This is a genomic window from Mesorhizobium sp. M1006 (assembly GCF_040318825.1).
Lineage (GTDB): Bacteria > Pseudomonadota > Alphaproteobacteria > Rhizobiales > Rhizobiaceae > Mesorhizobium.
The window spans coordinates 53,685-77,463 of the sequence record NZ_JAMYMZ010000012.1; the positions used below are offsets into that span (position 1 = coordinate 53,685).

A 23,779-nucleotide genomic window follows, 5' to 3' on the forward strand; every position below is an offset into this window, starting at 1 on the left:
CTCAGCCTTTCAATTCAGGTTTCGCATCGAGCTCACCAAGCCGTTTCATTGCCGTCGGCGGCATCGGCGGCGGGTTCGGCGTCTGTGCCGCCTCGACGAGAAGCTGGTCGCAGGCGGCTTCCGTCTCGCCGATCAGCCGTTGCATGAATTCGTCCTTGCCGAGGCCGGGCGGGATCGGTGGCAGGAAGCGCGCCTTGATCGTGCCGGGATAGCGCAGGAATTTGCGGCGCGGCCAATAGAGACCGGCAACGTGGGCGACCGGGACCACCGGAATGCCAAGTTGCGTGTAGAGTTCGACGATGCCGTATTTATAGACCGGCTCGTCGCCCGGCGCCCGGCGCGTGCCCTCGGGATAGATGATCAGCTGACGCGGATTGCGCGCCAATTCCTGTTTGGTCGCGGCGATCACCATTTTCAATGCCTTCGAGCGGCTGCCGCGGTCGACAGGAATCATCCGCATCTTCAAAATGTACCAGCCGAAGAACGGGATCCAGGTCAGCTCCCGTTTCAATATGTAAACGGGATCGTCGAGATAAGGCAGGAAAGCGATCGTGTCCCAGAAGGACTGGTGCTTCGGCGCCAGGATGAAAGAGCCGTCAGGCAGGTTTTCCTGGCCGGTGATCTCACTTCTGGTGCCGGCGATCTTGTCGTAGAGCCACATGCTGGTGCGCGACCAGAATTTCGGCACGAACCAGGCGCGATGGCGCGGCGACAGGAAATAATACGGGGTCCAGAGGATCATCTGGACGATCAAATTGAGGTAGAAGGCGAGATTGAACGCCAGCGAGCGGAAATACAGCATACAGCAAGTGCCCGGTGAGGAGGTGTGCGTTGGTTACACCAAGCGCCCGCAAAAAGGAAACGCTGCGAGGCGGGCGATCGGCCCGGCCTTGCGAGGGCCGTCTTCGTCACGTTTCCCATGCGGCCTGCAGCAGGCGCTGTCTCAGGCGCGGGGCGGCGAAGTCGAGGAATGCGCGCAGCTTCACCGGCAGTAGCCCCTGGCCGGCATGGACGAGGCTCACCGGCCATGGGTCTGGCTCAAACTCTTGCAGCACCGGGCGCAGCGTACCCGACCGGACTGCGGCGGCGATCTGGTAGGAAAGCAGCCTCGTCACGCCGACGCCGGCAATCGCCGCATCGATCGCTGCCTCAGCCGTGTTGACCCGTAACCTGGAGCGGATCGGCACGCTGAATTCGGTCTTGCCGGTGGCGAAGCTCCAGGCTGCGGCGGTGAGCCCTTCGAAGGTGATGGCACTGTGTGCTGCAAGCTCCTGCGGCGTTTTCGGTGTGCCGTGCTCGGCGAGATAAGTCGGGCTCGCGCAAACGACGCGGCGGATTGAACCCAGGCGGGTGGCGATCAGGCTCGAATCGGCAAGCTCGCCGATGCGGACGGCGAGGTCGAAGTGCTCTTCGACCAGCTGGGTTATCCGGTCGGCGAGTGTCAGCCGCACACTCACCTCAGGATAGGCGGAGAGGAAGCTGGTGACGACCGGCAGCACATGCAGGCGGCCGAATACGATCGGCGCAGTGACGATCAGTTCGCCGGTCGGGGCGCTGTATTCGCCGGCGGCTATTCGCTCGGCCTCGCCGACCTCATCGAGAATGCGACGACAGGCGGCGAGATAGGCGTGGCCTGCATCGGTCAGCGACAGCTGCCGCGCCGAGCGGTTCAACAGCCGTGTCTTCAGGTGCTTTTCCAGGTCCGAAACCTTGCGGCTGACCGTCGTCAGCGGAATGCCGAAGCGGCGCCCGGCAGCCGAGAGGCTGCCTGTCTCCGCCGCGGCAACGAAAAGCGACATGGACTGGAGGCGATCCATAGCTCTCCCGAAAATTTGCCCTTCCGGAAAACGGAAGGATGGATTGCAGATATGGCATCTGCATCTCGAAGATGGAAGGACGTATTTTCCTGACTAGCAATGCAGCGCAGCTCGGCGCTTGATGAGGCTTCCATGAACGCTCACACCAGCGATGTTGCTTTCACCCCGACGGTGAAGGCGATTCAGGCGCGCAAGGGCTCGCGCCAGGCCTATGCCCGTGTCGAGGAGCGTGGCGGCTGGCAGGCGGCAATTACGCCCGATCTCGCCGCCTTCATCGAGGCGCAGACCAGCGTCTTTCTGTCGACCGCCAATGCGGACGGGCAGCCTTACATCCAGCATCGCGGCGGGCCTGCCGGTTTCCTCACGGTGCTCGACGAACGGACGATCGGCTTTGCCGATTTTTCCGGCAACAGGCAGTTCATCACCCAGGGCAACCTCAGCGACAACCCACAGGCTTTCCTATTCCTGATCGATTATGCGCACCGGCAGCGCATCAAGATCTGGGGCAAAGCGCAAGTCGTCGAGGGCGATGCCGAGCTGACGGCAAAGCTGATGCCGCAAGACTATAAGGCGCGACCCGAGCAGGTCATTCTGTTTACGGTTTCGGCTTGGGATTCAAATTGCTCGCAGCACATCCCGCAGCGTTTCGAAGCGGCCGACGTGGCGGCGGCGCTCGGCGAACGCGACAAGCGCATCGAACGGCTCGAACAGGAGATCGCACGCTTGCGATCGGATGCAGCAGCCAGGGAATAAGAGCCAGGGAATAAAAGTGCCGGTGCCGTTCAGCTTCCGCCTGCGGCGTCGGCCAGCGCGACGCTCTCGGTTTGCTTCACCGGCATGATGCCGCGCGCCAGCGCCAGCAGGTATTTGTTGTATTCGGTGAACAGCACGCGCAGCGCTTCCGGCTTGGTCAGCCAGCCGCCATTCTCGAGGTTAGTGTTGACCACCGGATAGGGCTCGAGCCTTGCGCCGTGCAGCAGCCGGCCCATTTCCAGCAGGCTACGCGGCATATGATAATTATTGGTGACGAGAATGACGGTGCCGTAGGCATGGTCCTCGACCCATTTGGCACTTTCCTCGGCATTGCCGATCGTGTCGAGCGCGGCGCGGTCGATGTCGACGCAGCAGGAAAACAGCCTCTTGTCGCCGCCGGTCGCGGCCTGAAGCTGGCGGCGGCTGGCGGAGGGATGGACGCCGCTGATCAGCAGCCGCTCGCCCTTGCCTAAGGCAAGCAGGCCCATCGCAGCGTCGAGGCGCGATTGGCCGCCGGTCAGCACGATGATAGCGTCGGCCCTTGCCGGATTGGCGGGCGTAGTCAGGCGGCTGACGGTATTGGCGAACCAGCCGAAGCCGGCGACAAACAGCGCCATAAAGGCCAGCAGAAGGAGAGCCGAGATGCGCAAGGAGCGCCCTGCCAGCAGCCGCCCACGTTCGGCGAACTGATCCGGCTTGGCAAATTCATCAGGCTCGGCGAATACAGGCGGGCGCGCAACCAGCACTGGCATGCATCCAGCGGTATCGGTCGAGTCCCGAACGTCCATCATGAAATGGTTAATCCCGAAATACGGCCTTTGGTAGGAAAAAAATGCAATTTTCGTGACGATGCGTTTTCATCCGTGATCGATCTTTCCTTTAGCCGGCGTCCGGCTGGCGAATGTCGATGTCGCTGAGATAGGTAACCACGGTGAAATGGGAGGTTGCCGCCGTCAGCGCGCCGATCACCAGCACCATGACAGCGACCCCGAGATAACCCGCCGAGCCGATGGCGAAATTGCCGAACAGGGCGGTCGCCTGGTCGGCCTGCGGCGTTGCCATGTTGCGTGACGACCACCAGGAGAAGACGATGAAGACCAGGATCGCCGCGGCGCCGCCTGCCGCGGCGCCCTTCATGCCGGTGACCAGAAAATGCCGGCGGAATTCGCGCGCGATGAAGCGCGCCTCGGCGCCGACAAAATGCAGCACCTCGATGATGTGGCCATTGCCGGCCATGGCGCCGCGCGTTGCGAACACAACGGTCAGCACCGTCGCCGACAGCATCAGCGCCAGCACTGCAATACCGATCGTTACCGTGGTGCGGGCCATGGCAACCAGCCGGTCGACCCAGGTGCGATGATCGTCGAGCGAGGCACTCGGCAGCTTCGGCGTGATCGCCGCGCGCAGTGCGGCGAAATCGGGCGGACTATTCTCGTCGATGGTGATGATGATCAAGCGCGGCACCGGCAGCTCATCGATGTTCAGGCCCGAGCCTAGCCAAGGCTCGAGCAGTCGGGCCGTTGCTTCGCGATCGATGATCCTGGCGCTTTTCACGCCAGGGAATTCGCCGGCGATCTGCGAGGCCAGCGCAAGTGCGGCCTCCATGTCGAGGCCGTCGACCGGCTTGATCTGGATGGTCGCTTCGCGCGAGATCTGGTTCTCCCAGACGGAGGCGGTGTCACGCACCAGCGTGACTGCGCCAAACGTCAGACAGGACAGAAACGTCATGATGGCAATGACCAGCACCAGCGCCCGGCCGGCGATGTTCTGCGCCGGCACGATCGGCGCCATTTTGCGCTGGACGCGGGGCTTTGCCGCCGCGGCGTCCTGACCCTCGAAATGTTCGACGGAGAGCTCAGTCATAGATGTCCAGCCTTCCGCCGGCCAGGATCATTCGCCGTGCGTCGACCTGTTCCATCAGGCCGAGGTCGTGTGTGGCGATCACCACGGCGGTGCCCAGCCGGTTGAGTTCGATGAACAACCGCAGCAAGCGTCGCGCCAGCGGCGGGTCGACATTGCCGGTCGGCTCGTCGGCGAGCAGGATCTCGGGCTGCTCGATCAACGCCCGGGCAATGGCGGCGCGCTGCTTCTCGCCGCCAGACAGCACCGGTGGCAGCACATGCATGCGCTCGCCGAGGCCGACCCATTTCAGCAGCTCGGTGACGTCGGTGCGATAGGTCGCCTCCTCGCGGCCGCGCACGCGCAGCGGCAATGCCACGTTCTCGTAGGTGGTCATATGGTCGAGCAGGCGAAAATCCTGGAACACCACGCCGATGCGACGTCTCAGATGCGGCAATTCGGTGCGCGAGATGCGCGAGCGGTCCTTGCCGAAAATGGTGATCAGGCCGCGCGTCGGCTTCAGCGACATGAACAAAAGCCGCAGCAACGTCGTCTTGCCGGCGCCTGAAGGTCCGCTCAGGAACTGAAACGAGCGCTCCGGAATGTGCAAGGAGATGTCGCGGAGAATCTCCGGACCCATGCCATAGCGGAGGCCGACATTTTCGAAGCGGATCACTTTCGACGACCTGAAATTCTCGGCGGCAAGATGCCAGCCCTTTCTGTGGAAAGACCATCGGCCGGCATGGTTAACCGACGGTTAATTTGGGGGCTTTTCGAGCGAGTCACAGGGGTTCCGGTGGGGAAGCGTTAACCATTTCCGTTTACCCAAAAGAAACGAACAGCGAACAGGTGCGGTAGTGTTGGGCCATGATGGCTGAGGATCGAACCGCGCGCCCGGTTTCCGGCGAAATCATGACCGATCCGGCCGCCGAGCCGGAACGCATCATGCGCGACGTGACCGCCGAGGTCATCGATGCCGACTATGAGGTGCTGCCCCGCCATTTTACACGTCAAGACTTTGCGCCGCCGCCTGCGCGCATGATTTCCATGCCTTCGATCGAAGGCATGGACATGTTGCGCAAGCCCGAAACCGCCGTCGAACGGCCGTTGTGGGTGCATGGTGGGCCGATCTTCTGGATTGTCGGCGTCGGTGCCGTCTTTGCCGCCTTCTGGATTTCGGGCGGCCATGCGCTGGTTCGTTAGAGCGGCGCCAGAAAATCAACAGGTCACCAGATAAACGATTCGCGACGGTGGGACATCCGACCGTTCGCGGGTGCCCTGCGAAAGATTTGGCCTTGCCAGACGGCACGACATGCCTAGAAACGGGTTGAAGACCGTTTCGGTCGGCTTCGCCTACAAAGGCGATCATTCTGGAAGGGCAGCCAATGCCAGTTGTGCGCGGCAAGGAAATCGAAGTCCTGTTTTCGGCGTCCGCCATCGCGCGGCGGAACCTGGAACTTGCCAAGGAGATCGCCGGGCACGACTACCACGACCTTCTGGTAATCTCGGTGCTGAAGGGATCGTTCATCTTCGCCGCCGATCTTATCCGTGCCATGCACGATGTCGGCCTGTCGCCGGAGGTCGAGTTCATCTTCATCTCCAGCTATGGCGCCGGCACGACCAGCGGTGAGGTGAGGGTGCTGCGCGACATCGACAACGAGGTCGCCGGTCGCGATGTGCTTTTGATCGATGACATTCTGGAATCCGGCAAGACGCTGAGTTTCACCCGCGACCTCATGCTGTCGCGCGGCGCAAGGAGCTGTGCCATCGCCGTGCTGCTCGACAAGCGCATGCGCCGCCAGACCACGCTCAACGCCGACTATGTCGGCTTTGACTGCCCCGATTATTTCGTCGTCGGTTATGGCATGGACGTCGCCCACGCGTTTCGCGAATTGCCGTTCGTCGGCATCGTCAAGGGCGACGCCTGAGGCCTTTTGAAAATTCTACTCCGGCGGTCATCTGACGCGGTTTTCTGCGCTTCCGGTGCTCACGGACTCGAACGTCCGCTCCGGGTCTCGAAAACCACGTCATATGACTCGGCGGAGCGAATTTTGAAAAGGCCTCATGGCCTTCCTGGCTTTCAGGAAACATCAACTTTTCCTCGCCAAATATCCTGCCCATGGCAAATCTCCTGATCGTCGAGGACGATGAATCCGTCCGCACTCTCGCCGCTCGCGCGCTCGAGCGCGCCGGGCATAATGTCACTGTCGCCGCGGACGGCGCACACGGCCTTTCTCTGATCCGGGCGGCGCAAGGGAGCTATGACCTTGTGCTGTCCGACATCCGCATGCCGGAGATGGACGGCATCGAGATGGCCAAGGCGGCAGCGGCGCTGTTCCCGGCGATGAAGATCATGCTGATGACCGGCTATGCCGACCAGCGCGAGCGCGCCGACGAATTGGACGGCATTATTCTCGACGTCGTGCAAAAGCCGTTCACGCTGGCTGAAATCCGCGCCCGCGTCGAACAGGCGCTCGCCTGCTTCGCCTAAGTCCAAGGCCGACCGCCTTCAGGCAGGGTCGCAGGTCGCCGTATTGGCTGGCACGCCGCTCCGGTGCCGGCCGGCATTGAGCGCAAAAAGCCCGGCGCCGATGATGAGGGCTGCGCCGGCCGCCGTCGCTGGTCGCGGCACCTCGGCAAAGAACAGAAAACCCCATAGCGGCGACCAGATGATACCGGTGTATTCGAAGGTGGCGACGCTGTTGGCGGGCGCCAGCCGGTAGGCCTGCGACAACAGGATCATGCCGGCCGAGGCAACGAAGCCGCATGCCCCCATCTTGAGGAGGTCCGGCGTCGCCGGCCAGACCCATGGCCGGACGAGGAATTCGAGGCTCGGATGCACGGCGTGGTCAATGCCTGCCAGCCAAAACAATGCCGCCACCAAGGCGGCGCCGACCAGATAGGCGCCGTTCTGATAGAACGCCATGACAGTCGAGGATTCGGTGTCGCCGATCTTGCGTGCCATCAGCTGCGAGAAACCGTAGAGCAGAGCCGAACCTAGCGACAGCAGCGCTGCCCAGTCGAACAAGCCGGCGCCCGGGCGCACCATCACCAGCACGCCGAGCATGCCGACCAGGACGGTGGCGAGCGCCTGCCAGGACACGCGTTCGCCGAGATAGGGGCCGGCCAGCGCCATGATGAACAGCGGCGCCATGAAATAGAGCGCCACCGCGTCAGCCAGCGGCAGGGCGGCGATTGCCAGATAGTAGGCCGTGTAGGAGGTGAACTGGATGAAGGCGCGCATCGTCAGCATGCCGAACCGCTTCGACAGGATCGCCTGCAATCCGACATCGGCGTGGACGAGGAAAACCAGGATCGGCAGGGCGACGATCGAGCGGATCGCCATCACCTCGGTGACCGGATAGTGGCTCGACACCGCCTTGACCAGCGGGTCCTGCAGCGAAAAGACCAGCACGCCGAGACAGAGGCTGAGGATGCCGAGCACAAGCCGATTCTGCATAGGCGCTCCTGTCTCCCGCGTGCGCGGCCGAAAGCAGGCCTGCATCCAGGTAAAAAGAACCCGCCACCGTTTCGGGCAGCGGGTACGAGTGAGGACTTTTGATTGGTCCGCAGCCGATTTCGCGGCCGCATATCCAATGGGTAAGGCGACTATCGTCCGCCGTTTGACATGTTGCAAACGAATTGGAATGATGCCAGCAATCAGATTTTCTTATGACGGGCACATGCGACCCAATCTCGACAGCGACCTGTTGCGCACCTTCGTGGCGGTCGCCGACACCGGCAATTTCACCAAAGCGGCGGAGCGGGCCGGCCGCACCCAGTCGGCGGTCTCGATGCAGATGAAGAGGCTCGAAGGCATGATCGGCGACAGCCTGTTCGAGCGCGGATCGCGCGGTGTAGTGTTGACGCAGCGCGGCGGCGAACTCATCGCCAACGCCAGGCGCATCGTTTCACTGCTCGACGAGACGGCGGCATCGATGGTCGCGGCGCCGCTTGGCGGGCCGGTGCGCATCGGAATCCCGGAGGAATATGGCCACGCGATCTTGTCGCGGGCACTCGGCGCCTTTGCCAAGCGCCATCCTCAGGTCGACATCACCGTCCGCTACGCGCATTCCGGTGCGCAGATCGCGGCGCTCGCCGCCGGCGAGCTCGATCTGGCGGTGGTGTTCGAATGGCAGGATCTGTCAGGCGGTGAGGTGCTGATGCATGACCCGACCGTATGGGTGACGTCGGAGCTGCATCACATGCATGAGGAGCGGCCGGTGCCGATCGCGCTCTACAACCGTGCCGGTTGGTGCAAGGATTTCGCCATAAAGTCGCTGGAACAGCGCGGTCTCGCCTATCGTGTCGCCTATACCAGCGATACCAATGGCGGCCTGCGGCTCGCCGTCACCTCCGGGTTGGCGATTGCGCCGATCTCGCGCAGCAACATCCCGGCCGGCTGCCGCGAGCTTACGGCCGCCGACGGGTTCGGCGACATCGATTCCTCGAACGTGGTGCTGCGGCGCAATCCGAACGCTTCCGGCGAGGCCATCGACGGCATGGAAGAGGCGATCCGCGAGGCGTTCACCAACCGTTAAAACGTGCCGCTCAGTCCGGCGGTGGCGGCCTCCACGGACCGCACGGCGATCTTCCGAATATTGGGGGCAGCCTTACTTCAGCTCCAGCAACCGCTCCAGATAGCTGCGCTCGATATCGGGGCTGAGTGCGTTGCCGAGCCGCTTGCGGATCGCTTCGAGGATCTGGCGGGCACGCTGCACATCGATCTCGTCAGGCACTCTCACCGAACTTCCGTCATCGGGACCCTCGCTGGTGCGGGGCCGCCCGAGCGGGTCACGGTCGGCATTCTGCTGGCGTCCGCCCTGGCCGTTGCCGCCTTGGTCGCCTTGCATCGCCTGCAGTTGCTTCATCATGTCCTTGGCGCCCCTGCGCAAGGCTTCCAATGCGCGGCCCTGGTGACCGACGGCCTGGTCGCCTTCGCCCTCGCCGAGCGCCTGTTCGGCATTGCCCATGGATTTGCCGGCCTCGCCAAACCCCTCATTGGGGTCGAGGCCCATGCCTTCGAGGCTCTTCCTCAATTGATCGAGCTCGCTCTGCAGCTTGCCCTGGCCTTCCTGCAATTGCTTCAGCGCGTCAGCAAATTCCTGCGGCGTCATCGGGTTCGGCCGGCCGAGCGGATCGCGGTCGTCACCTGGGCCGGGCTTGCCCTCTTCGCCCATCGGGCCTGGCTCACTGTTCTCGCCGAGCTGCTCGTCGCGGTTCTGCCCGCGCTGTTGCTGGCCGCGCTGCATCTGGTCCATGCGGAAAGTGTCGTTCATCATCTCCTGCTGGCGCCGCATGATTTCGCCCAGCTTGTCCATCTGCTGGCGCATCTCGCTGTCCTGCTGACCGCCCTGTTGCTGGCGGCCTGCCTGCAGATTGTTCATCATGTCCTGCAGCTCCGACAGCAATTGCTGCGCCTGGTCGCGATTGCCGGATTTCGCCAGGTTCTCGATCTGGTCCATCATGCGGTCGATGTCGCTCTGGCGCAGTTCCTGGCCGTTCTGCTGCATCTGTGGCGCATTCGGATTCTGCTGCGCCCGCGCCGCGAATTCCTGCAGGAACTGATTCATCGCCTCGCGCAGTTCCTTCATCGCCTTCTCGATCTCTTGGTCGCTGGCGCCGTTCTTGATCGCGTCCTGCAGCGCCTGCTGCGCCTGACGCAGCCGCTTCTCGGCCGCCGAAAGATTGCCTTCCTCGATACCGAGCGCGATCTCCCAGAGGTAAGCGACCTCGTCGCGCAACTGGTCGTCGCTGTCGGCCATCTTCAGCCGGGTGCGGGCGCTCATGATGGCGAGATAGTGCGTCATGTTGTCGAACGTGTCTTCGGGCCTGAGCGTGATCGCATCCATCAGGTCGAGCACGCGGTCCTTGGCATAGGCGTCGAGCGCCAGCATGCGGCGCTGCTCGACCACAGCCCGCGCCAACGGGTTGGAGAATGGCCGCTCCGGCATCACCAGCGTCTTGGTTTCGCTGGTCGCCGTGTGTCCGGCACCGTCGGTGACGACAAGCGACAGCTTGACGTTGCCACCGGCCCAGACATGGTCGGTCAGATCCTTCGTCGTCTTAGCGGCATTGGCCTTGCCGCCGCGGCGCGGCAACGTCAGCGGCATTTCCGGCGGGCCATAGAGCGGATGCGCGTTGGGCACTTGCGGATCGGCCAATGCGAAAACCGCCTTGGCGGAGGCCGCGCCATAGTCGTCGTCGATCTGGTAGTTGAGTTCGAAGGCGCCGTTGACGGCGCGCTTCGGCTCGCCGACAAAGCGGATCTGCGGCGGCTTGTCGGGAATTATGGCGAAGGCCCAGCGGCCGAGCTCGCCGTCGCTGGACTGCAGCGTCAGCGTGCCGTCGGCCGTTAACTTGCCGCTGAACTGGCGCACGGTGGAAGGCGGTGCCGGACTTGCCTCAGTCTTGGCGGCTTGCGGCCCGGTCGGATCGATGGCGCGGGTGTTGCCGCCGGTGTCGGCGTAGCTCAGCGTTTCCTCGCCCGAACCGCCGGTGACGCGCAGCGACACATCGCTGCCCTCCGGAACCGTGAAGGTCGGCGGCGCTTGAGTGGCGTTGTTGGCCAGGACCGGGGCGTTCAGGAATACCGGCGGCCTGCCGGTATAGGCCGGCGGCGTCACCCAGGCATCAATGCGCGGCGGCACGACGTCGCGGGCGGCACGGGCAACAAAACCGTCGCTCAGCCTGCCGCCCGATGGCCCAAAGGAGAAGGCAAAGGCAGTGACCAACAAAAGCGCGGCAACGGCGCGCAGCGCCCACGGGTCGCGTTCCGGCACGCGTGTGCGCGGCACGTCGCCGCCAAGCTCGCCCAGCCGGTCCGCCATGCGCCGCTGATGCTCGCGCCACAGGGCTTGCGAAAAAATGCTTTCCTTGCCGCTCGGGCGATCGGTCTGGACCTGCACCGGGCTGTGCAGCAATCGGTTGGCCGCCTCGATGCGGCGGTCGACCTCGGCACTGGATGGCGTGCGGAAGAAACGCAGTGGATAGAGTGCGGCAAGCGCTGCGACGCCGAATGCCGTGATAAGACCGATCCGCGCCAGATCGGGCAAAAATGGGAACAGGCCGAGCCACGAAATGCTGAGGAACAGGCTGGCGACGATGATCAGTGGCAGCAGCAATGGCCAGCCGCGTTCGACGATTATCGAGACCTGCGTCCCCAGCCGGCTCAAGGCAAGGCGCCTGGCCAGACTGCGATCGCTGGTGAAAATGGGTCGTTGTGTCATCGGCCCTTCCTGGCCGGGCGGGATAGCCCAGGCCTCACGAATCTATCGCATGGGCCCGAAAAGTCGATTTTCGGGAAGCACGATGCGAAGACCTAAAATCTTAGCGCGTACTCCGTGCGTCCAAGCGGATGCACATCGCCCTAAGGATACCAACAAACACGGCGAAGGCGAGGCGGTTCCCCAAAACGTGAACAATAATGCCCCGGATATTGTCAGAATTTCGCCGGATTGGCGTTTGCGCCGCAGACCAGTACGGCAACGCGCTCGCCTGCAGCCGGTGCGTAGCGGCCGGACAGGAGCGCCGCGAAGGCGGCCGCACCGCCCGGCTCGGAGATGATTCGCACGCGGTCCCACAGCGCCGCCTGGGCGGCGATAATGTCGTCGTCGCCGACCAGGATCGAGCGCTCGACGAATGCCTCGGCGATAGGAAACATCATTTCGCCGACACGCTTTGGCGCGAGCGAATCGGCGGCGATGCCCTCAGCCGGCGCGTCGACGGGTCGGCCCGCCTCGAAGGCGCGATGAAGCGTCGGCGCACCCTCCGGCTCGACCGCGATTATCCTGATGCGGCCGGAAAACCAGGCAGCGATGCCGCCGACCAGCCCGCCGCCGCCGACGGCGACCAGCAGGGTGTCGAGCTTCGGCAGGTCGGCCTCGATCTCGAGGCCGAGCGTGCCTTGCCCGACCAGCGTCTCCTCCTGGTTGAAGGCGTGGATCTGCAGCGCGCCGGATCTTTCGGCGAAGCTCTCGCTGGCGGCCAGCGCCTCGGCATAACGGGCGCCGCCGACGATCAACTCGGCGCCGTAGCCGCGGATGCGGTCCAGCTTGGCCTGCGGGCTCACTTCCGGAACAAAGATGGTCGCCTTGTGGCCGAGCCGCATGGCGGCATAGGCGACGGCGGCACCGTGGTTGCCGCCCGACGCGGCGACGACGCCGGCCGCAGGAACCGGCCGTTCGAGGAGATTGGTGAACGCACCACGTGCCTTGAACGAGCCGGAATGCTGCAAGCACTCAAGCTTCAGGTCGACAGGCAGGGGCGGGCGGCCGAAATCGGCCATGTCGACGCGCAGCACCGGCGTGTGGCGCACGAAGGGCCGGATGCGGGGTTCTATCGCCGCAATGCGCTCGCGTGTGATCGTGTGGCCGTGCAGCATGCTTTCACTCCCAGAGTTGACATTACTTAGTAACTTGGCAAAGTGCCTAAATGCAAGAGGTCGACGTTTTCAAAGCGATTGCCAACGAGCGCAGGCTCCAGATCCTCGATTGGCTCAAGGACCCGCGGGCGCATTTTCCGCCGCAGACGGACGGCGATCTGGTCGAGGACGGCGTCTGCGCGCTGCTGATGGCGGAGAGGCTGGGGATCACCCAGGCTACGCTCAGCGAGCATATGCGCGTGCTCACCCAGGCAGGGCTTTTGCGCAGCAAGCGCATCAAGCAGTGGATATTCTATCGCCGGAATGAGGACAGAATCGCCGAAATCAGGGCGCTCATTCAGCACCGGCTGTAGCTGCAGAGTTCTACTCCAACCAGTCCGGCACCGAGTCCAGTCCGATCAGCTCGTCATAGGTCTGGCGCGGACGCACAACGTGGAAGCGGTCGCCGTCGACCAGCACTTCCGGTACCAGCAGCCTGGTATTGTAGGTGCCGGCCTGAACGGCGCCATAGGCGCCGGCGGTGGAGACAGCGATCAGGTCGCCGGATTTCAGCCGGGGCAGGTCACGGTCGAGCCCGAGATAGTCGCCGGTCTCGCAAACCGGGCCGACGACGTCGACCTTCATGCGTGGTGCAGCGGCCGGCTGCTGCGCCACCGGCTTGATGTCGTGAAAAGCGTCGTAAAGCGTCGGCCGGATCAGGTCGTTCATCGCGGCGTCGACGACGAGGAAGTTCTTGGCGTCGCCCTCCTTCACGAAGATTACTTCCGACACCAGGATGCCGGCATTCCCGACGATCAGCCGGCCTGGCTCGAACATTACCTTCAGCCCAAGTTTGGCAACATGTTTCCTGACGATCCGGGCATAGGCATCGGGCAAAGGCGGCGGGTTGTTGTCGACGCGGTAGGGAATGCCAAGGCCGCCGCCGACATCGATGTGCTCGATGGCATGACCGTCGGAGCGCAAGGCGCCGACCAGCTCCACCAGCAGCGCAAAGGCGTCGTCGAAGGGCTGCAATTCGGTGATCTGGCTGCCGATATGGGTGTCTATGCCGGTGACCTTGATGCCCGTCAGCTCAGCCGCGCGCGCATAGACCTTCCGCGCATGCTGCCACGGAATGCCGAACTTGTTCTCGGCCTTCCCAGTCGAAATCTTCTTGTGCGTCCTGGCGTCGACATCCGGGTTGATGCGCAGCGAGATCGGCGCGATCTTGCCCAGCGCGGTGGCGCGGGCCGACAGCAGCTCCAGCTCCGGTTCGGATTCGACGTTGAAACAGAGAATGCCGGCCGAGAGCGCAGAATCCATTTCGTGCGCGGTCTTGCCGACGCCCGAAAACAGGATCTTGCTTGCCGGGATGCCGGCCGCCAAAGCGCGGCGCAATTCGCCCTCCGAGACCACGTCGGCGCCGGCGCCGAGCCTTGCCAGCACCCTAAGCACGGCCTGGTTGGAATTCGCCTTCATGGCATAGCAGACGAGAGCATCGAGCCCGGCAAAGGCCTCGGTGAAGACGCGAAAATGCCTGGTCAGCGTCGCCGTCGAATAACAGTAGAACGGCGTGCCGACGCTGGCGGCGATGTCTGATATCGCCACGTCCTCGGCATGCAGCGCGCCGTCGCGGTAGTCGAAATGGTTCACGAGATTGGTCCGAAATCAGAGCAGCGGGTCGAGGATGAATTTCTTGTCCTCGACAGGTTTTTCCGGCTCCGGCGGCAAGGGTTGCTTGACCTTCTCGGCGTCCTTGCGGGCCTGCACGGCTGCCGCGTACGGCGTGTCGAGCGCAGCCTTCCTGCCGCAGGCCGCAACGGTGGCCATTGCCGCCAGCAGCGTCAGCGTCACCAAAATCCTGCTTCCGGTCATCGTGCCATCCGTCCGAAACTGTTGCCCGCAGCCGCTTCTAGCCGAGTTTTGCGGCCATTGCACCCCGCGTCTTACGCCTTGGCGAGCCGCTTTTTCCAGTAGCGGATCTGCTTGCGCACCTCGGACGGCGCGGTGCCGCCGAAGCTCGTGCGGCTCTTTACAGAATTCTGCACGGCAAGAACCGAAAACACGTCGGCGCCGATACCGGGGTGAATGGACTGCAGATCCTCCAGCGAAAGCCTGTCGAGCCCGACCTTCTTCTCCTCGGCCAGCGCCACCGCCCGACCAGTGATATGGTGCGCCTCGCGGAACGGCAGGCCGAGCGTGCGCACCAGCCAGTCGGCGAGGTCGGTCGCAGTCGAATAGCCGGCGCCGGCCGCATTCTTCATCGCGGCAGTGTTCACCGTCATATCGCGCACCATGCCGGTCATCGCCGCCAGCATCAGGTCGAGCGTCTCGGCCGCGTCGAAGACGGATTCCTTGTCTTCCTGCATGTCCTTGCCATAGGTCAGCGGCATGCCCTTCATCACCGTCAGCAGGCCGACGAGATGGCCGGTGACGCGGCCGGTCTTGCCGCGCACCAGTTCGGCAGCGTCCGGGTTCTTCTTCTGCGGCATGATCGACGAACCCGTCGAGAAACTATCCGATAGCCTGACGAAGCCGAATTGCGGCGTCGACCAGATGATGATCTCTTCGGCCAGCCGCGACAGATGCGTCGCGCAGATCGCCGCCAAGCCCAGGAACTCGAGCGCGAAATCGCGGTCCGAAACACTGTCGAGCGAATTGCGCATCGGCTCGCGGAAGCCAAGCGCCTTCGCCGTCTGGTGCCGGTCGATGGGAAAGCTGGTGCCGGCGAGGGCGGCGGCGCCGAGCGGGCTTTCATCCATCCGCTCAATCGCATCGCGGACGCGCGACAGGTCGCGTGCAAACATCTCGACATAAGCCATGCAGTGGTGGCCGAAGGTCACCGGCTGCGCCGCCTGCATGTGGGTGAAGCCCGGCATCACCGTTGCCGCATGCTCCTCGGCCCGATCCAGGAACGCCGTGATCAGGCCCTTCAGCGCCTCGGTGACGCGAAAGCACTCGTCCTTGACCCACAGCCTGAGGTCGACCGCCACCTGGTCGTTGCGCGAGCGGGCGGTATGCAGGCGGCCAGCGGCGGGGCCGATCAGCTCGGCCAGACGGGCCTCGACATTCATGTGGATGTCTTCCAGCCTGGTCGAAAACTCAAATGTACCAGCCTCGATCTCTGCCAGGATCGTGTTCAGCCCGTGAGCGATTTTTTTTTGGTCGGCCGCCGAAATAATGCCCGTTTGCGCCAGCATCTGGCTATGGGCGATCGAGCCGCGAATATCTTGCGCATAGAGTTTGCGGTCGAACGAGATCGATGCGTTGATCGCTTCCATGATTGCGGCCGGACCCGAGGCAAAACGTCCGCCCCACATCTGGTTGCTGGCCTTCTTGTCGTTCATCGCTATAACCCGTGCTCCGGAGCAGTTTTTGAAAAATGGCAGACGGCAATAGATTTTTCCCGGCTTTGCGTCTCATCCTCGCCGCTTTGGTTGCGGGCGTGCTGGCCGGCGCGGTCGCGGTATATGTCAGGGAAAGCAGTTCTGGCAACAAGGCGCCCGCGCAAGTGGCCGCCGGCGGCGGCAAGGACGACGTCGCCTGCGCCGCCAAGACCGACCGTGCCAAGAAGATCGCCGCCGCTGCCACCGGCCAGGTTGCCGCGCTTTTGCCGGCGGATCCGCCGCAATCGCTGAAAAGCCTTGCCTTCAACGGCCCCGACGGCAAGCCGACGACGATCGCCGATCATGCCGGCAAGACGGTGCTGCTCAATCTGTGGGCGACATGGTGCGCACCTTGCCGCGCCGAAATGCCCGCGCTCGATGCGCTGCAGAAGGAGATGGGCAGCGATGCGTTTCAGGTTGTTGCCGTCAACGTCGATGCCGGCGACGATGCCAAACCGAAGAAGTTCCTGGAGGACACCGGCGTCAAGTCGCTCGGCTACTATCGCGATGCCACGATGGCGCTGTTCAACGACGTCAAGACGCGCGGCCTGGCGCTCGGTCTGCCGGTCACCATGCTGATCGATGGGCAAGGCTGCCTGATCGCCCATATGAATGGCCCGGCCGAATGGTCGGGGCCGGATGCCAAGCGTCTGGTCGAGGCGGCGCTTCAGCCGGGATAGGCTCAGACCGTGCGCAGGCGCGGCTTGAGCACGGCAATGCTTGCGCCGCGTCGGCTGGCGGTGCGGATTGCCGGAGCGGCCACGCCCGTCAGTTCCCCGAATGTCTCGATCGGAGCCGGTTTGCCGAGGTAGTAGCCTTGCCCGATCTCGCAAGCCTCGGCGTCTAGGAACTGCAATTCACCCGGCGTCTCGATGCCTTCTGCCAGAACCGGTAGGCCGAGACCGCGTCCAAGCCCCAGCACGGCGCGAACGATCGCCGCGAACTGGGCGTTCTTGTCGACCGATTTGATGAACGACCCGTCGATCTTGATCTTGTCGAAGGGAAAGGCGCTGAGGTTGGACAGCGAAGAATAGCCGGTGCCAAAATCGTCCATCGCCACATGCACGCCAAGCGCCTTGACCTGCCTCAAGGTTGCCAGCGCGCGCGGCATGTCCTTCACCAGGGCCGTTTCGGTGATCTCCAGTTCGAGCCTGCCGGGGGCCAGGCCGGATCTCGTCAATGCGTCGTGCACCTTGCGGCTGAAATTCGGATTGTGAAGTTGCACGGCGGAGACGTTGACGGCGACCATCAGCGGGTTTGTCCAGCGAACAGCATCGTTACAAGCCGTCGTCAGCACCCAGTCGCCGATCTGCGCGATAGCGCCACTGTCCTCGGCCACGGGGATGAAAACGGCCGGAGAAATGTCACCCCGCTCAGGGTGCTGCCAACGGACCAGGGCTTCGAAGCCGATCATCCTGCCGCCGCGGATCTCCTTCTGCGGCTGATAGACGAGGTGGAACTCCTTGCGGGCGATCGCCTGGCGCAATTCATGCTCCATCACGCGCTTGTCGCGGGCCGCGGTGCCCATGGCTATCTCGAAAAACCGATAAGTGTCCCTGCCTTCGGTTTTGGCGCGATGGAGTGCCGTGTCGGCATGGCTGATCAGGCCGGCCTGGTCTTCGGCATCCAGCGGAAAGAAGGCGATGCCGATGCTGGCCGAGACGAGGCCGGAGCCGACCGAAACCCTGTTTTCCTCCCGGATCGCCGCCAGCAAGTCCTCGGCTATCCGGCCTGCGGCCAGGGGGTCGGGGAGGTTCGGAGCTATGATGGCAAATTCATCGCCGCCGAGACGCGCGAGCATCTGTCCGTGGCGCGGGATGCCGGAAATGCAGTGCGCCAGCTTCTGCAGCATAGCATCGCCGGCCCCGTGGCCATAGAGGTCGTTGACTTGCTTGAACCGGTCGAGGTCAAGCAGCAGGAGCGCCAGATGTCCATCCTTGCCGCCACGATCCATTGAGGCGAATTCTGCTTCCAGCCGGGAAGAAAAGCTCCGCCGATTGGCAAGCCCGGTAAGCGGATCGAAATGCGCGAGGCGGAGGATCTCTTGTTCTGCCTTCTTGCGCTCACGGATGTCGCGAACGGCAAGCACCGTATGAGGCCTGCCGCAGTAGGTGATTTTCCTGGCGATCAGCTCGACAGGAATTCTCGCCCCGTCGCTGCCCCTTACCTTCGCTTCCTGCGCCTGTTCGCCGAAGCCGGACATATCGGCTGCGCTCTGTCCGTCGAAAAGCTCGCCGAATTGCATCGTGTTCAGGGTGGCTGTCGCTGTTCCGGTCAGCTTCGCCATACTGTCATTGGCGCTGACAATGCGGGTGCCATCGCAAACGATCAGACCTTCCACCGCCGCATTGGCGAGATCGTGCATGCGATCGGCCTCGAGCTTCTGGCGGCGAAAGCGCAGGTCGATCCACAGCGCGGCACCCGATAGCACAAGGATTATCAGGCTGGCGACCGCTGCGGCAAAGGCCTGGGAAATGGGCTCGATGGAATGTTCGGATATTTCAATCGAGGAATCCGGAATGATCGACACCGCAGCCATCGCGATGAAATGCAAGCTGCAAATCGCCAGCGTCAAAAGCGCGGCGCCGCCGAAAGTCGCGAGCGCTGACGGACGGCGCAAGACGACAAGGAGCGCCAGTGCCGCGAGGGTCACGCCGGCCAGAAGCGATATCGCGACAAGGAGCAGGTTCCATGCGACCCGGCCTTCGACCTCGAAAGCTGCCATGCCGATGTAGTGCATCGTCGCGATGGCGCCGCCCAGAATGGCGCCACCGACGAGGAAATGGTCGATGCCGCGGCGCAAGGTGGCGACCCACATCCCAAGCGCGGTCATGATAATGGCGGCGGCAAGCGAAAAGGCGGACAATCCCGGATTGTATGCATTCGGTATTCCCGGCGTAAACGCGGTCATGGCGATGAAATGCGTCGCCCATATGCCGAACCCGGTCGAGGCCGCGGCGATCATCAGCCAGACAAGCCGGTTTCGCTCGGTCGATCGGCCGACATGCTTAAGGAGATTAACCGCCGAGAAGCAAGAAATTCCACAGATGAGTGCGGCAAGCGCAACCAGTCTCGGATCGTGCTGACTTACAATACAATTATAGACCGTCAGCATCCTGGTTCACTCGGTCTGCCAAAATTAACAGGGGAGGTGTGACTGATTAGCTCTTGGAGATTTTAACGAATGGTTAACCCGTGGGCCATGCGGCGGGTCTTTTCGGGGGAAAACCGACGCCGCTGCGCCCAAAAAGACGGTGATGTGATTTCTGGCGCCCGGTTTCAGTAGCGAGTGCACTTTAGGAAGGAATGATGTTCATTGATCCGCAATAAAACCGTTGTCCGATTGTCATCAGCGCCACATATTGGCTTTGCGGAAGTGCCCCTTTCGCCAATGACAAACGGGAGATGAAACATGAAGTTCTTCGGCTTTGCGGCCGGTATCGCCGCCACCGTGACCCTGCTTTCCACCACCTCCGCCTTCGCCGTCACGCAGATCAGCTGGTGGCACGCCATGACCGGCGCCAACGCCGAGGTCGTCGCCAAGATCTCCAAGGATTTCAACGCCAGCCAGAGCGACTATGAGCTCGTTCCGGTGTTCAAGGGCACCTATCCGGAGACGCTGAATGCCGGCATCGCTGCCTTTCGTGCCGGGCAAGCGCCCGATATCCTCCAGGTGTTCGACGTCGGCACCGGCGTGATGATGGCGGCCGAGGGTGCGATAAAGCCGGTGGCCGATGTGATGACCGGCGCCGGGATGACTTTCGACAAGAGCCAGTATCTGCCCGGCATCGTCGGCTATTATTCGAAGCCGGACGGCACCATGCTATCGTTCCCCTACAACTCTTCCTCGCCGATCCTCTATTACAACAAGGACATCTTCCAGAAGGCAGGCCTCGACGTGAACAATCCGCCCAAGACGTGGAACGAGGTGTGGGAAGCTGCCAAGAAGATCAAGACGAGCGGCGCCGCCCCTTGCGGCTATACCTCGACCTGGCTGACCTGGATCCACCTGGAGAATTTCGCGGCGTGGAATGACGTGCCTTGGGCCACCCAGCAGAATGGCCTGGCTGGAGGTGATGTCGAACTCAAGATCAATGCGCCGATTTTCGTCAACCACTTCCAGGCGCTCGCTGGCCTGGCCAAGGACGGCACGTTCAAATATGGCGGACGCACCTCCGAAGCCAAGCAGATATTCCTCGCCGGCGAATGCGGCATCTTCACCGAATCGTCGGGCGGCCTCGGCGATATCGTCAAGTCCGGCATGAACTATGGCATCGGCCAGCTTCCGTATGATACCGACGCCAAGGGCGCACCACAGAACACGACGCCGGGTGGTGCCAGCCTGTGGGTGTTCGGCAACAAGTCGGACGAGGAATACAAGGGTGTCGCCGCCTTCTTTGCCTATCTGTCCAAGACCGATGTGCAGGAATATCTGCACCAGAAGTCGGGATACCTGCCTGTGACGCTCGCCGCGTATGAGGCGACGAAGAAATCAGGCTTCTATGACAAAAACCCCGGCCGCGAGACACCCATCCTGCAGATGACGGGCAAGGCGCCGACCGACAACTCGAAGGGCGTGCGCCTGCCGAATCTGCCGCAGGTGCGCGATATCCAGAACGAGGAGCTGGAGAAGATGCTGGCCGGCCAGCAAACCGCCCAGCAGGCACTCGACAATGCGGTTGCGCGCGGCAACGTCGCGATCAAGGAAGCGCTGGAGAACTGACGGGATTATCTCGGTTAGTCGGTTGGAATATCGCCCACGCGGGCTCGCGTGGGCGACACCTGGATAGCGAGGGAAATCAGCCTGTCTCCACGCGTCGTATTTCCCAACAAGATCCTGCCCTACCTGCTGGTGGCGCCACAGCTCGCCATCACCCTGGTTTTCTTCTACTGGCCGGCCGGTCAGGCGCTTTACCAGTCGATGCTCAGGCAAGACCCGTTCGGGCTGAAGAGCAGGTTCGTCTGGTTTGCCAATTTCCGGAAGGTGCTGGCCGATCCGGCCTACCTCAACTCGATCAAGGTCACCGTAGTGTTCTCTCTTGCGACCGCGATCGTTGCCATGGTTGTGGCCCTGCTGCTCGCGGTCATGGCCGAGAAGGCCGTGCGCGGCAAAGGCCTCTACCGCACACTGTTGATATGGCCTTACGCCGTGGCGCCGGCGATTGCCGGCATGCTTTGGCTTTTCCTGTTCAATCCCTCGATCGGCTCGTTGGCCTATTTGCTGAGAAGCCTCGGCATCGTATGGGACCCGCTGCTCAACGGCACCCACGCCATGATCCTGCTGGTGTCGGCTGCTGCCTGGAAGCAGATCAGCTACAACTTCCTGTTCTTCGTCGCCGGCCTGCAGGCGGTGCCGAAAACGCTGATCGAAGCGGCGGCCATGGACGGCGCCGGCGAAACCAAGCGCTTCTGGACCATCGTCTTCCCGCTGCTTGCGCCGACAAGCTTTTTCCTGCTGGTCGTCAACACCGTCTATGCCCTGTTCGACACGTTCGGCATCGTTCATGCCGTCACCGGCGGCGGGCCGGGCAAGACGACCGAGACGCTGGTCTACAAGGTCTACAATGACGGCTTCGTCAATCTGATCCTGGGCGATTCGGCGGCGCAGTCGGTCATCCTGATGGCCATCGTCATTGCGCTCACAGCGATCCAGTTCCGCTATGTGGAACGCAAAGTCCATTACGGCTGAGGGCAGCGATGATCGGCCAGTCCCCGCTCCGCACCTTCATCGCCCATGCCGTGCTCATCCTCGGCATATTGATCGTGGCTTTTCCGATCTACTACACCTTCGTTGCCTCGACGCACACGCTGCAAACGATCCTCAGGCCGCCCCTGCCGCTCTTGCCCGGCGGCCAGCTATGGAACAATTACAGCGAGGCGCTGTTCGGCGGCATCGGTCGTATCGGCGGGGTCAGCGTCGGCAGGCTGCTCCTCAACACCATGATCATGGCGCTCGGCGTTGCGGTGGGAAAGATCTTCATCTCGATCCTGTCGGCCTACGCGATCGTGTTCTTTCGCTTTCCGCTGCGCATGACCTTCTTCTGGCTGATCTTCATCACCTTGATGCTTCCAGTCGAGGTGCGCATCCTGCCGACCTACAAGGTGATGGTCGATCTCGGCATGATCGACACCTATGCCGGCCTGATCGTCCCGCTGATCGCCTCAGCCACCGCAACGCTGCTGTTTCGCCAGTTCTTCATGACCATACCGGGCGAATTGGTGGAGGCGGCGCGTGTCGACGGTGCCGGGCCATGGCGCTTCTTTTTCGATATTCTGGTGCCGCTGTCGCGGACAAACATCGCCGCGCTGTTCGTGATCCTCTTCATCTATGGCTGGACGCAGTATCTTTGGCCGCTGCTCGTCACCAACAGCAACGACATGAATACCATCGTCATCGCGCTGAGAAAGATGGTTTCCTTCGCCGATGCCGACACCCAATGGCACCTGGTGATGGTCACGGCAATGCTGGCCATCGTGCCGCCGATCCTGGTGGTCGTGCTGATGCAACGCTGGTTCGTGCGCGGTCTGGTCGAATCCGAAAAGTGAGAAGCCGATGGCGACCGTGGATCTGAAGGATGTCAGGAAAATCTATCCCAGCGGCGTCGAGGCCGTGAAGGGCGTTTCCATCGCCATTCCCGACAAGGAGCTTTGCGTGCTGGTCGGCCCCTCCGGCTGCGGCAAGTCTACGCTGCTGAGGATGATCGCCGGGCTGGAGACGATTTCTGCCGGTACAGTCGCCATCGACGGCAAGGTGGTCAACGCCATTGGCCCGACCGAGCGCGACATCGCAATGGTGTTCCAGAACTACGCGCTCTACCCACATATGAAGGTCTATGACAACATGGCCTATGGCCTGCGCAACCGCGGCACGCCGAATGACGAGATCGACAGCAGGGTACGCTCGACTGCCAAGGTGCTGGAGCTTTCGGCGCTGCTCGACCGGCGCCCGCGCGAGCTTTCCGGCGGTCAGCGCCAACGCGTCGCCATGGGTCGCGCCATCGTGCGCAACCCGAAGGTCTTCCTGTTCGACGAACCGCTGTCCAACCTCGATGCGAAATTGCGCGGGCAGATGCGCATCGAGATCAAGAATCTGCAGCGCTCGCTTGGCGTCACCTCGGTTTATGTCACGCACGACCAGCTTGAGGCGATGACGCTGGCCGACATCCTCGTCGTCATGAACGCCGGCCTGGTCGAGCAGACCGGCGCGCCGCTTGATGTGTACGAGAAACCGGCCTCGACCTTCGTCGCTTCGTTCATAGGCGCACCGCCGATGAATCTGCTGGCGCTCACAGGGGCCTCCCCAAGCTCGGTATTGGCGGACGGTACTGTGATTGGCTTGGCGCCTCGACAGGGCAAGGCAGTGACACTAGGCTTTCGCCCGGAGGACGCCGACATCACCTTCGCGGCAGAGGCGCCGGCCGGCGCGCTCGCGCTGCCGGCAACAGTGGAAGCGGTCGAACCGGTCGGTGCCGAAAGCTTTCTCCATTGCGTGGCAGCCGGCAACCGCATCGTCGTGCGCGTCTCAGGCCGCGCCAGCGCCAAGCCAGGCGACCAATTGCGCGTCGTGGCCAGGTCCGAAAAGCTGCATTGGTTCGATCAGGCGGGCAAACGGGTCGATTGAA

The 23,779-nt window shown here is 62.9% G+C and carries 23 protein-coding genes; 11 read left to right on the forward strand and 12 right to left on the reverse strand.

Features of this window, described 5'->3' with window-relative positions; all coding sequences use genetic code 11:
- Position 1: 1 nt before the first annotated feature.
- Complete coding sequence (locus NKH60_RS14135) at positions 2 to 802, reverse strand: lysophospholipid acyltransferase family protein (RefSeq protein ID WP_352831654.1); 801 nt, start codon at positions 800 to 802, stop codon at positions 2 to 4.
- A 106-nt stretch (positions 803 to 908) separates the two neighbouring features.
- Entirely contained in the window at positions 909 to 1,817 is a 909-nt protein-coding gene (locus NKH60_RS14140) for a LysR family transcriptional regulator (protein ID WP_352872523.1), read from the reverse strand.
- 132 nt (positions 1,818 to 1,949) lie between these two features.
- On the opposite strand from NKH60_RS14140, the gene NKH60_RS14145 reads away from it, so the two are divergent.
- Positions 1,950 to 2,570, forward strand: coding sequence for a pyridoxamine 5'-phosphate oxidase family protein (locus tag NKH60_RS14145; RefSeq protein WP_352471424.1), 621 nt, complete (start codon positions 1,950 to 1,952; stop codon positions 2,568 to 2,570).
- Positions 2,571 to 2,599: 29 nt separating this feature from the next.
- On the opposite strand, the gene NKH60_RS14150 is transcribed toward NKH60_RS14145, so the two are convergent.
- The 3 genes from NKH60_RS14150 to ftsE form a co-directional block, all read right to left on the reverse strand.
- The gene (locus NKH60_RS14150) at positions 2,600 to 3,187 is read right to left on the reverse strand and encodes a YdcF family protein (RefSeq protein ID WP_502898558.1); all 588 of its coding nucleotides are present in this window, start codon (positions 3,185 to 3,187) and stop codon (positions 2,600 to 2,602) included.
- 262 nt (positions 3,188 to 3,449) lie between these two features.
- On the reverse strand, positions 3,450 to 4,433 hold the full coding sequence (locus tag NKH60_RS14155; RefSeq protein ID WP_352820110.1) for a cell division protein FtsX: 984 nt from the start codon (positions 4,431 to 4,433) through the stop codon (positions 3,450 to 3,452).
- Positions 4,426 to 5,085, reverse strand: a complete 660-nt coding sequence (ftsE, locus tag NKH60_RS14160) for a cell division ATP-binding protein FtsE (RefSeq protein ID WP_023677923.1) — start codon at positions 5,083 to 5,085, stop codon at positions 4,426 to 4,428. The genes NKH60_RS14155 and ftsE overlap by 8 nt, the downstream gene beginning before the upstream one ends.
- A 236-nt stretch (positions 5,086 to 5,321) precedes the next feature.
- On the opposite strand from ftsE, the gene NKH60_RS14165 reads away from it, so the two are divergent.
- The 3 genes from NKH60_RS14165 (at position 5,322) to NKH60_RS14175 (ending at position 6,900) form a co-directional block, all read left to right on the forward strand.
- Positions 5,322 to 5,612, forward strand: a complete 291-nt coding sequence (locus NKH60_RS14165) for a hypothetical protein (protein ID WP_352683073.1) — start codon at positions 5,322 to 5,324, stop codon at positions 5,610 to 5,612.
- 182 nt (positions 5,613 to 5,794) lie between these two features.
- A complete protein-coding gene (hpt, locus tag NKH60_RS14170) occupies positions 5,795 to 6,337 on the forward strand; it encodes a hypoxanthine phosphoribosyltransferase (protein ID WP_352616025.1) in 543 nt (180 codons plus the stop codon).
- Between the two features lie 191 nt (positions 6,338 to 6,528).
- Positions 6,529 to 6,900: a response regulator gene (locus NKH60_RS14175; protein ID WP_352540192.1), complete on the forward strand. Its 372-nt coding sequence runs from the start codon at positions 6,529 to 6,531 to the stop codon at positions 6,898 to 6,900.
- An 18-nt stretch (positions 6,901 to 6,918) separates the two neighbouring features.
- Here the strand turns inward: NKH60_RS14175 and NKH60_RS14180 are convergent, their stop codons facing one another.
- Positions 6,919 to 7,869: a DMT family transporter gene (locus tag NKH60_RS14180; protein WP_352471417.1), complete on the reverse strand. Its 951-nt coding sequence runs from the start codon at positions 7,867 to 7,869 to the stop codon at positions 6,919 to 6,921.
- Between the two features lie 223 nt (positions 7,870 to 8,092).
- Between NKH60_RS14180 and NKH60_RS14185 the strand changes: the two genes are divergently transcribed.
- Complete coding sequence (locus NKH60_RS14185) at positions 8,093 to 8,950, forward strand: LysR substrate-binding domain-containing protein (RefSeq protein ID WP_352831662.1); 858 nt, start codon at positions 8,093 to 8,095, stop codon at positions 8,948 to 8,950.
- Between the two features lie 72 nt (positions 8,951 to 9,022).
- Here NKH60_RS14185 and NKH60_RS14190 read toward each other — a convergent pair whose 3' ends face one another.
- Together NKH60_RS14190 and NKH60_RS14195 are read right to left on the reverse strand one after the other, a co-directional pair.
- Positions 9,023 to 11,638, reverse strand: coding sequence for a TIGR02302 family protein (locus tag NKH60_RS14190; protein ID WP_352683070.1), 2,616 nt, complete (start codon positions 11,636 to 11,638; stop codon positions 9,023 to 9,025).
- Positions 11,639 to 11,850: 212 nt separating this feature from the next.
- Entirely contained in the window at positions 11,851 to 12,792 is a 942-nt protein-coding gene (locus tag NKH60_RS14195; protein ID WP_352540190.1) for a threonine/serine dehydratase, read from the reverse strand.
- Between the two features lie 50 nt (positions 12,793 to 12,842).
- Here NKH60_RS14195 and NKH60_RS14200 point away from each other — a divergent pair, with 50 nt between their 5' ends.
- Positions 12,843 to 13,145, forward strand: coding sequence for an ArsR/SmtB family transcription factor (locus NKH60_RS14200; RefSeq protein ID WP_352471409.1), 303 nt, complete (start codon positions 12,843 to 12,845; stop codon positions 13,143 to 13,145).
- A 10-nt stretch (positions 13,146 to 13,155) separates the two neighbouring features.
- On the opposite strand, the gene lysA is transcribed toward NKH60_RS14200, so the two are convergent.
- From lysA to argH, 3 genes are all read right to left on the reverse strand, one after another.
- On the reverse strand, positions 13,156 to 14,424 hold the full coding sequence (lysA, locus tag NKH60_RS14205) for a diaminopimelate decarboxylase (RefSeq protein ID WP_352831663.1): 1,269 nt from the start codon (positions 14,422 to 14,424) through the stop codon (positions 13,156 to 13,158).
- Positions 14,425 to 14,439: 15 nt separating this feature from the next.
- Entirely contained in the window at positions 14,440 to 14,646 is a 207-nt protein-coding gene (locus NKH60_RS14210; protein WP_352831665.1) for a hypothetical protein, read from the reverse strand.
- Between the two features lie 71 nt (positions 14,647 to 14,717).
- Positions 14,718 to 16,118, reverse strand: a complete 1,401-nt coding sequence (argH, locus tag NKH60_RS14215) for an argininosuccinate lyase (protein WP_352540187.1) — start codon at positions 16,116 to 16,118, stop codon at positions 14,718 to 14,720.
- Between the two features lie 35 nt (positions 16,119 to 16,153).
- Between argH and tlpA the strand changes: the two genes are divergently transcribed.
- Positions 16,154 to 16,837 carry a thiol:disulfide interchange protein TlpA gene (gene tlpA / locus NKH60_RS14220; protein WP_023677933.1) on the forward strand — a complete coding sequence of 228 codons (684 nt, stop codon included), beginning with the start codon at positions 16,154 to 16,156 and terminating at the stop codon, positions 16,835 to 16,837.
- A 2-nt stretch (positions 16,838 to 16,839) separates the two neighbouring features.
- Here the strand turns inward: tlpA and NKH60_RS14225 are convergent, their stop codons facing one another.
- Positions 16,840 to 19,272, reverse strand: a complete 2,433-nt coding sequence (locus NKH60_RS14225) for a bifunctional diguanylate cyclase/phosphodiesterase (RefSeq protein ID WP_352849983.1) — start codon at positions 19,270 to 19,272, stop codon at positions 16,840 to 16,842.
- A 297-nt stretch (positions 19,273 to 19,569) separates the two neighbouring features.
- Between NKH60_RS14225 and ugpB the strand changes: the two genes are divergently transcribed.
- The 4 genes from ugpB to ugpC all read left to right on the forward strand — a co-directional run bounded on the left by ugpB (position 19,570) and on the right by ugpC (position 23,778).
- Positions 19,570 to 20,880, forward strand: a complete 1,311-nt coding sequence (gene ugpB, locus NKH60_RS14230; RefSeq protein ID WP_352489428.1) for a sn-glycerol-3-phosphate ABC transporter substrate-binding protein UgpB — start codon at positions 19,570 to 19,572, stop codon at positions 20,878 to 20,880.
- 81 nt (positions 20,881 to 20,961) lie between these two features.
- On the forward strand, positions 20,962 to 21,846 hold the full coding sequence (gene ugpA, locus NKH60_RS14235) for a sn-glycerol-3-phosphate ABC transporter permease UgpA (protein ID WP_352678081.1): 885 nt from the start codon (positions 20,962 to 20,964) through the stop codon (positions 21,844 to 21,846).
- A gap of 8 nt (positions 21,847 to 21,854) precedes the next feature.
- Positions 21,855 to 22,703 carry a sn-glycerol-3-phosphate ABC transporter permease UgpE gene (ugpE, locus tag NKH60_RS14240; RefSeq protein ID WP_352540185.1) on the forward strand — a complete coding sequence of 283 codons (849 nt, stop codon included), beginning with the start codon at positions 21,855 to 21,857 and terminating at the stop codon, positions 22,701 to 22,703.
- Positions 22,704 to 22,710: 7 nt separating this feature from the next.
- Positions 22,711 to 23,778 (forward strand): sn-glycerol-3-phosphate ABC transporter ATP-binding protein UgpC, encoded by a 1,068-nt coding sequence (ugpC, locus tag NKH60_RS14245; RefSeq protein ID WP_352831667.1) that lies wholly within the window; start codon positions 22,711 to 22,713, stop codon positions 23,776 to 23,778.
- Position 23,779: the final 1 nt, after the last annotated feature.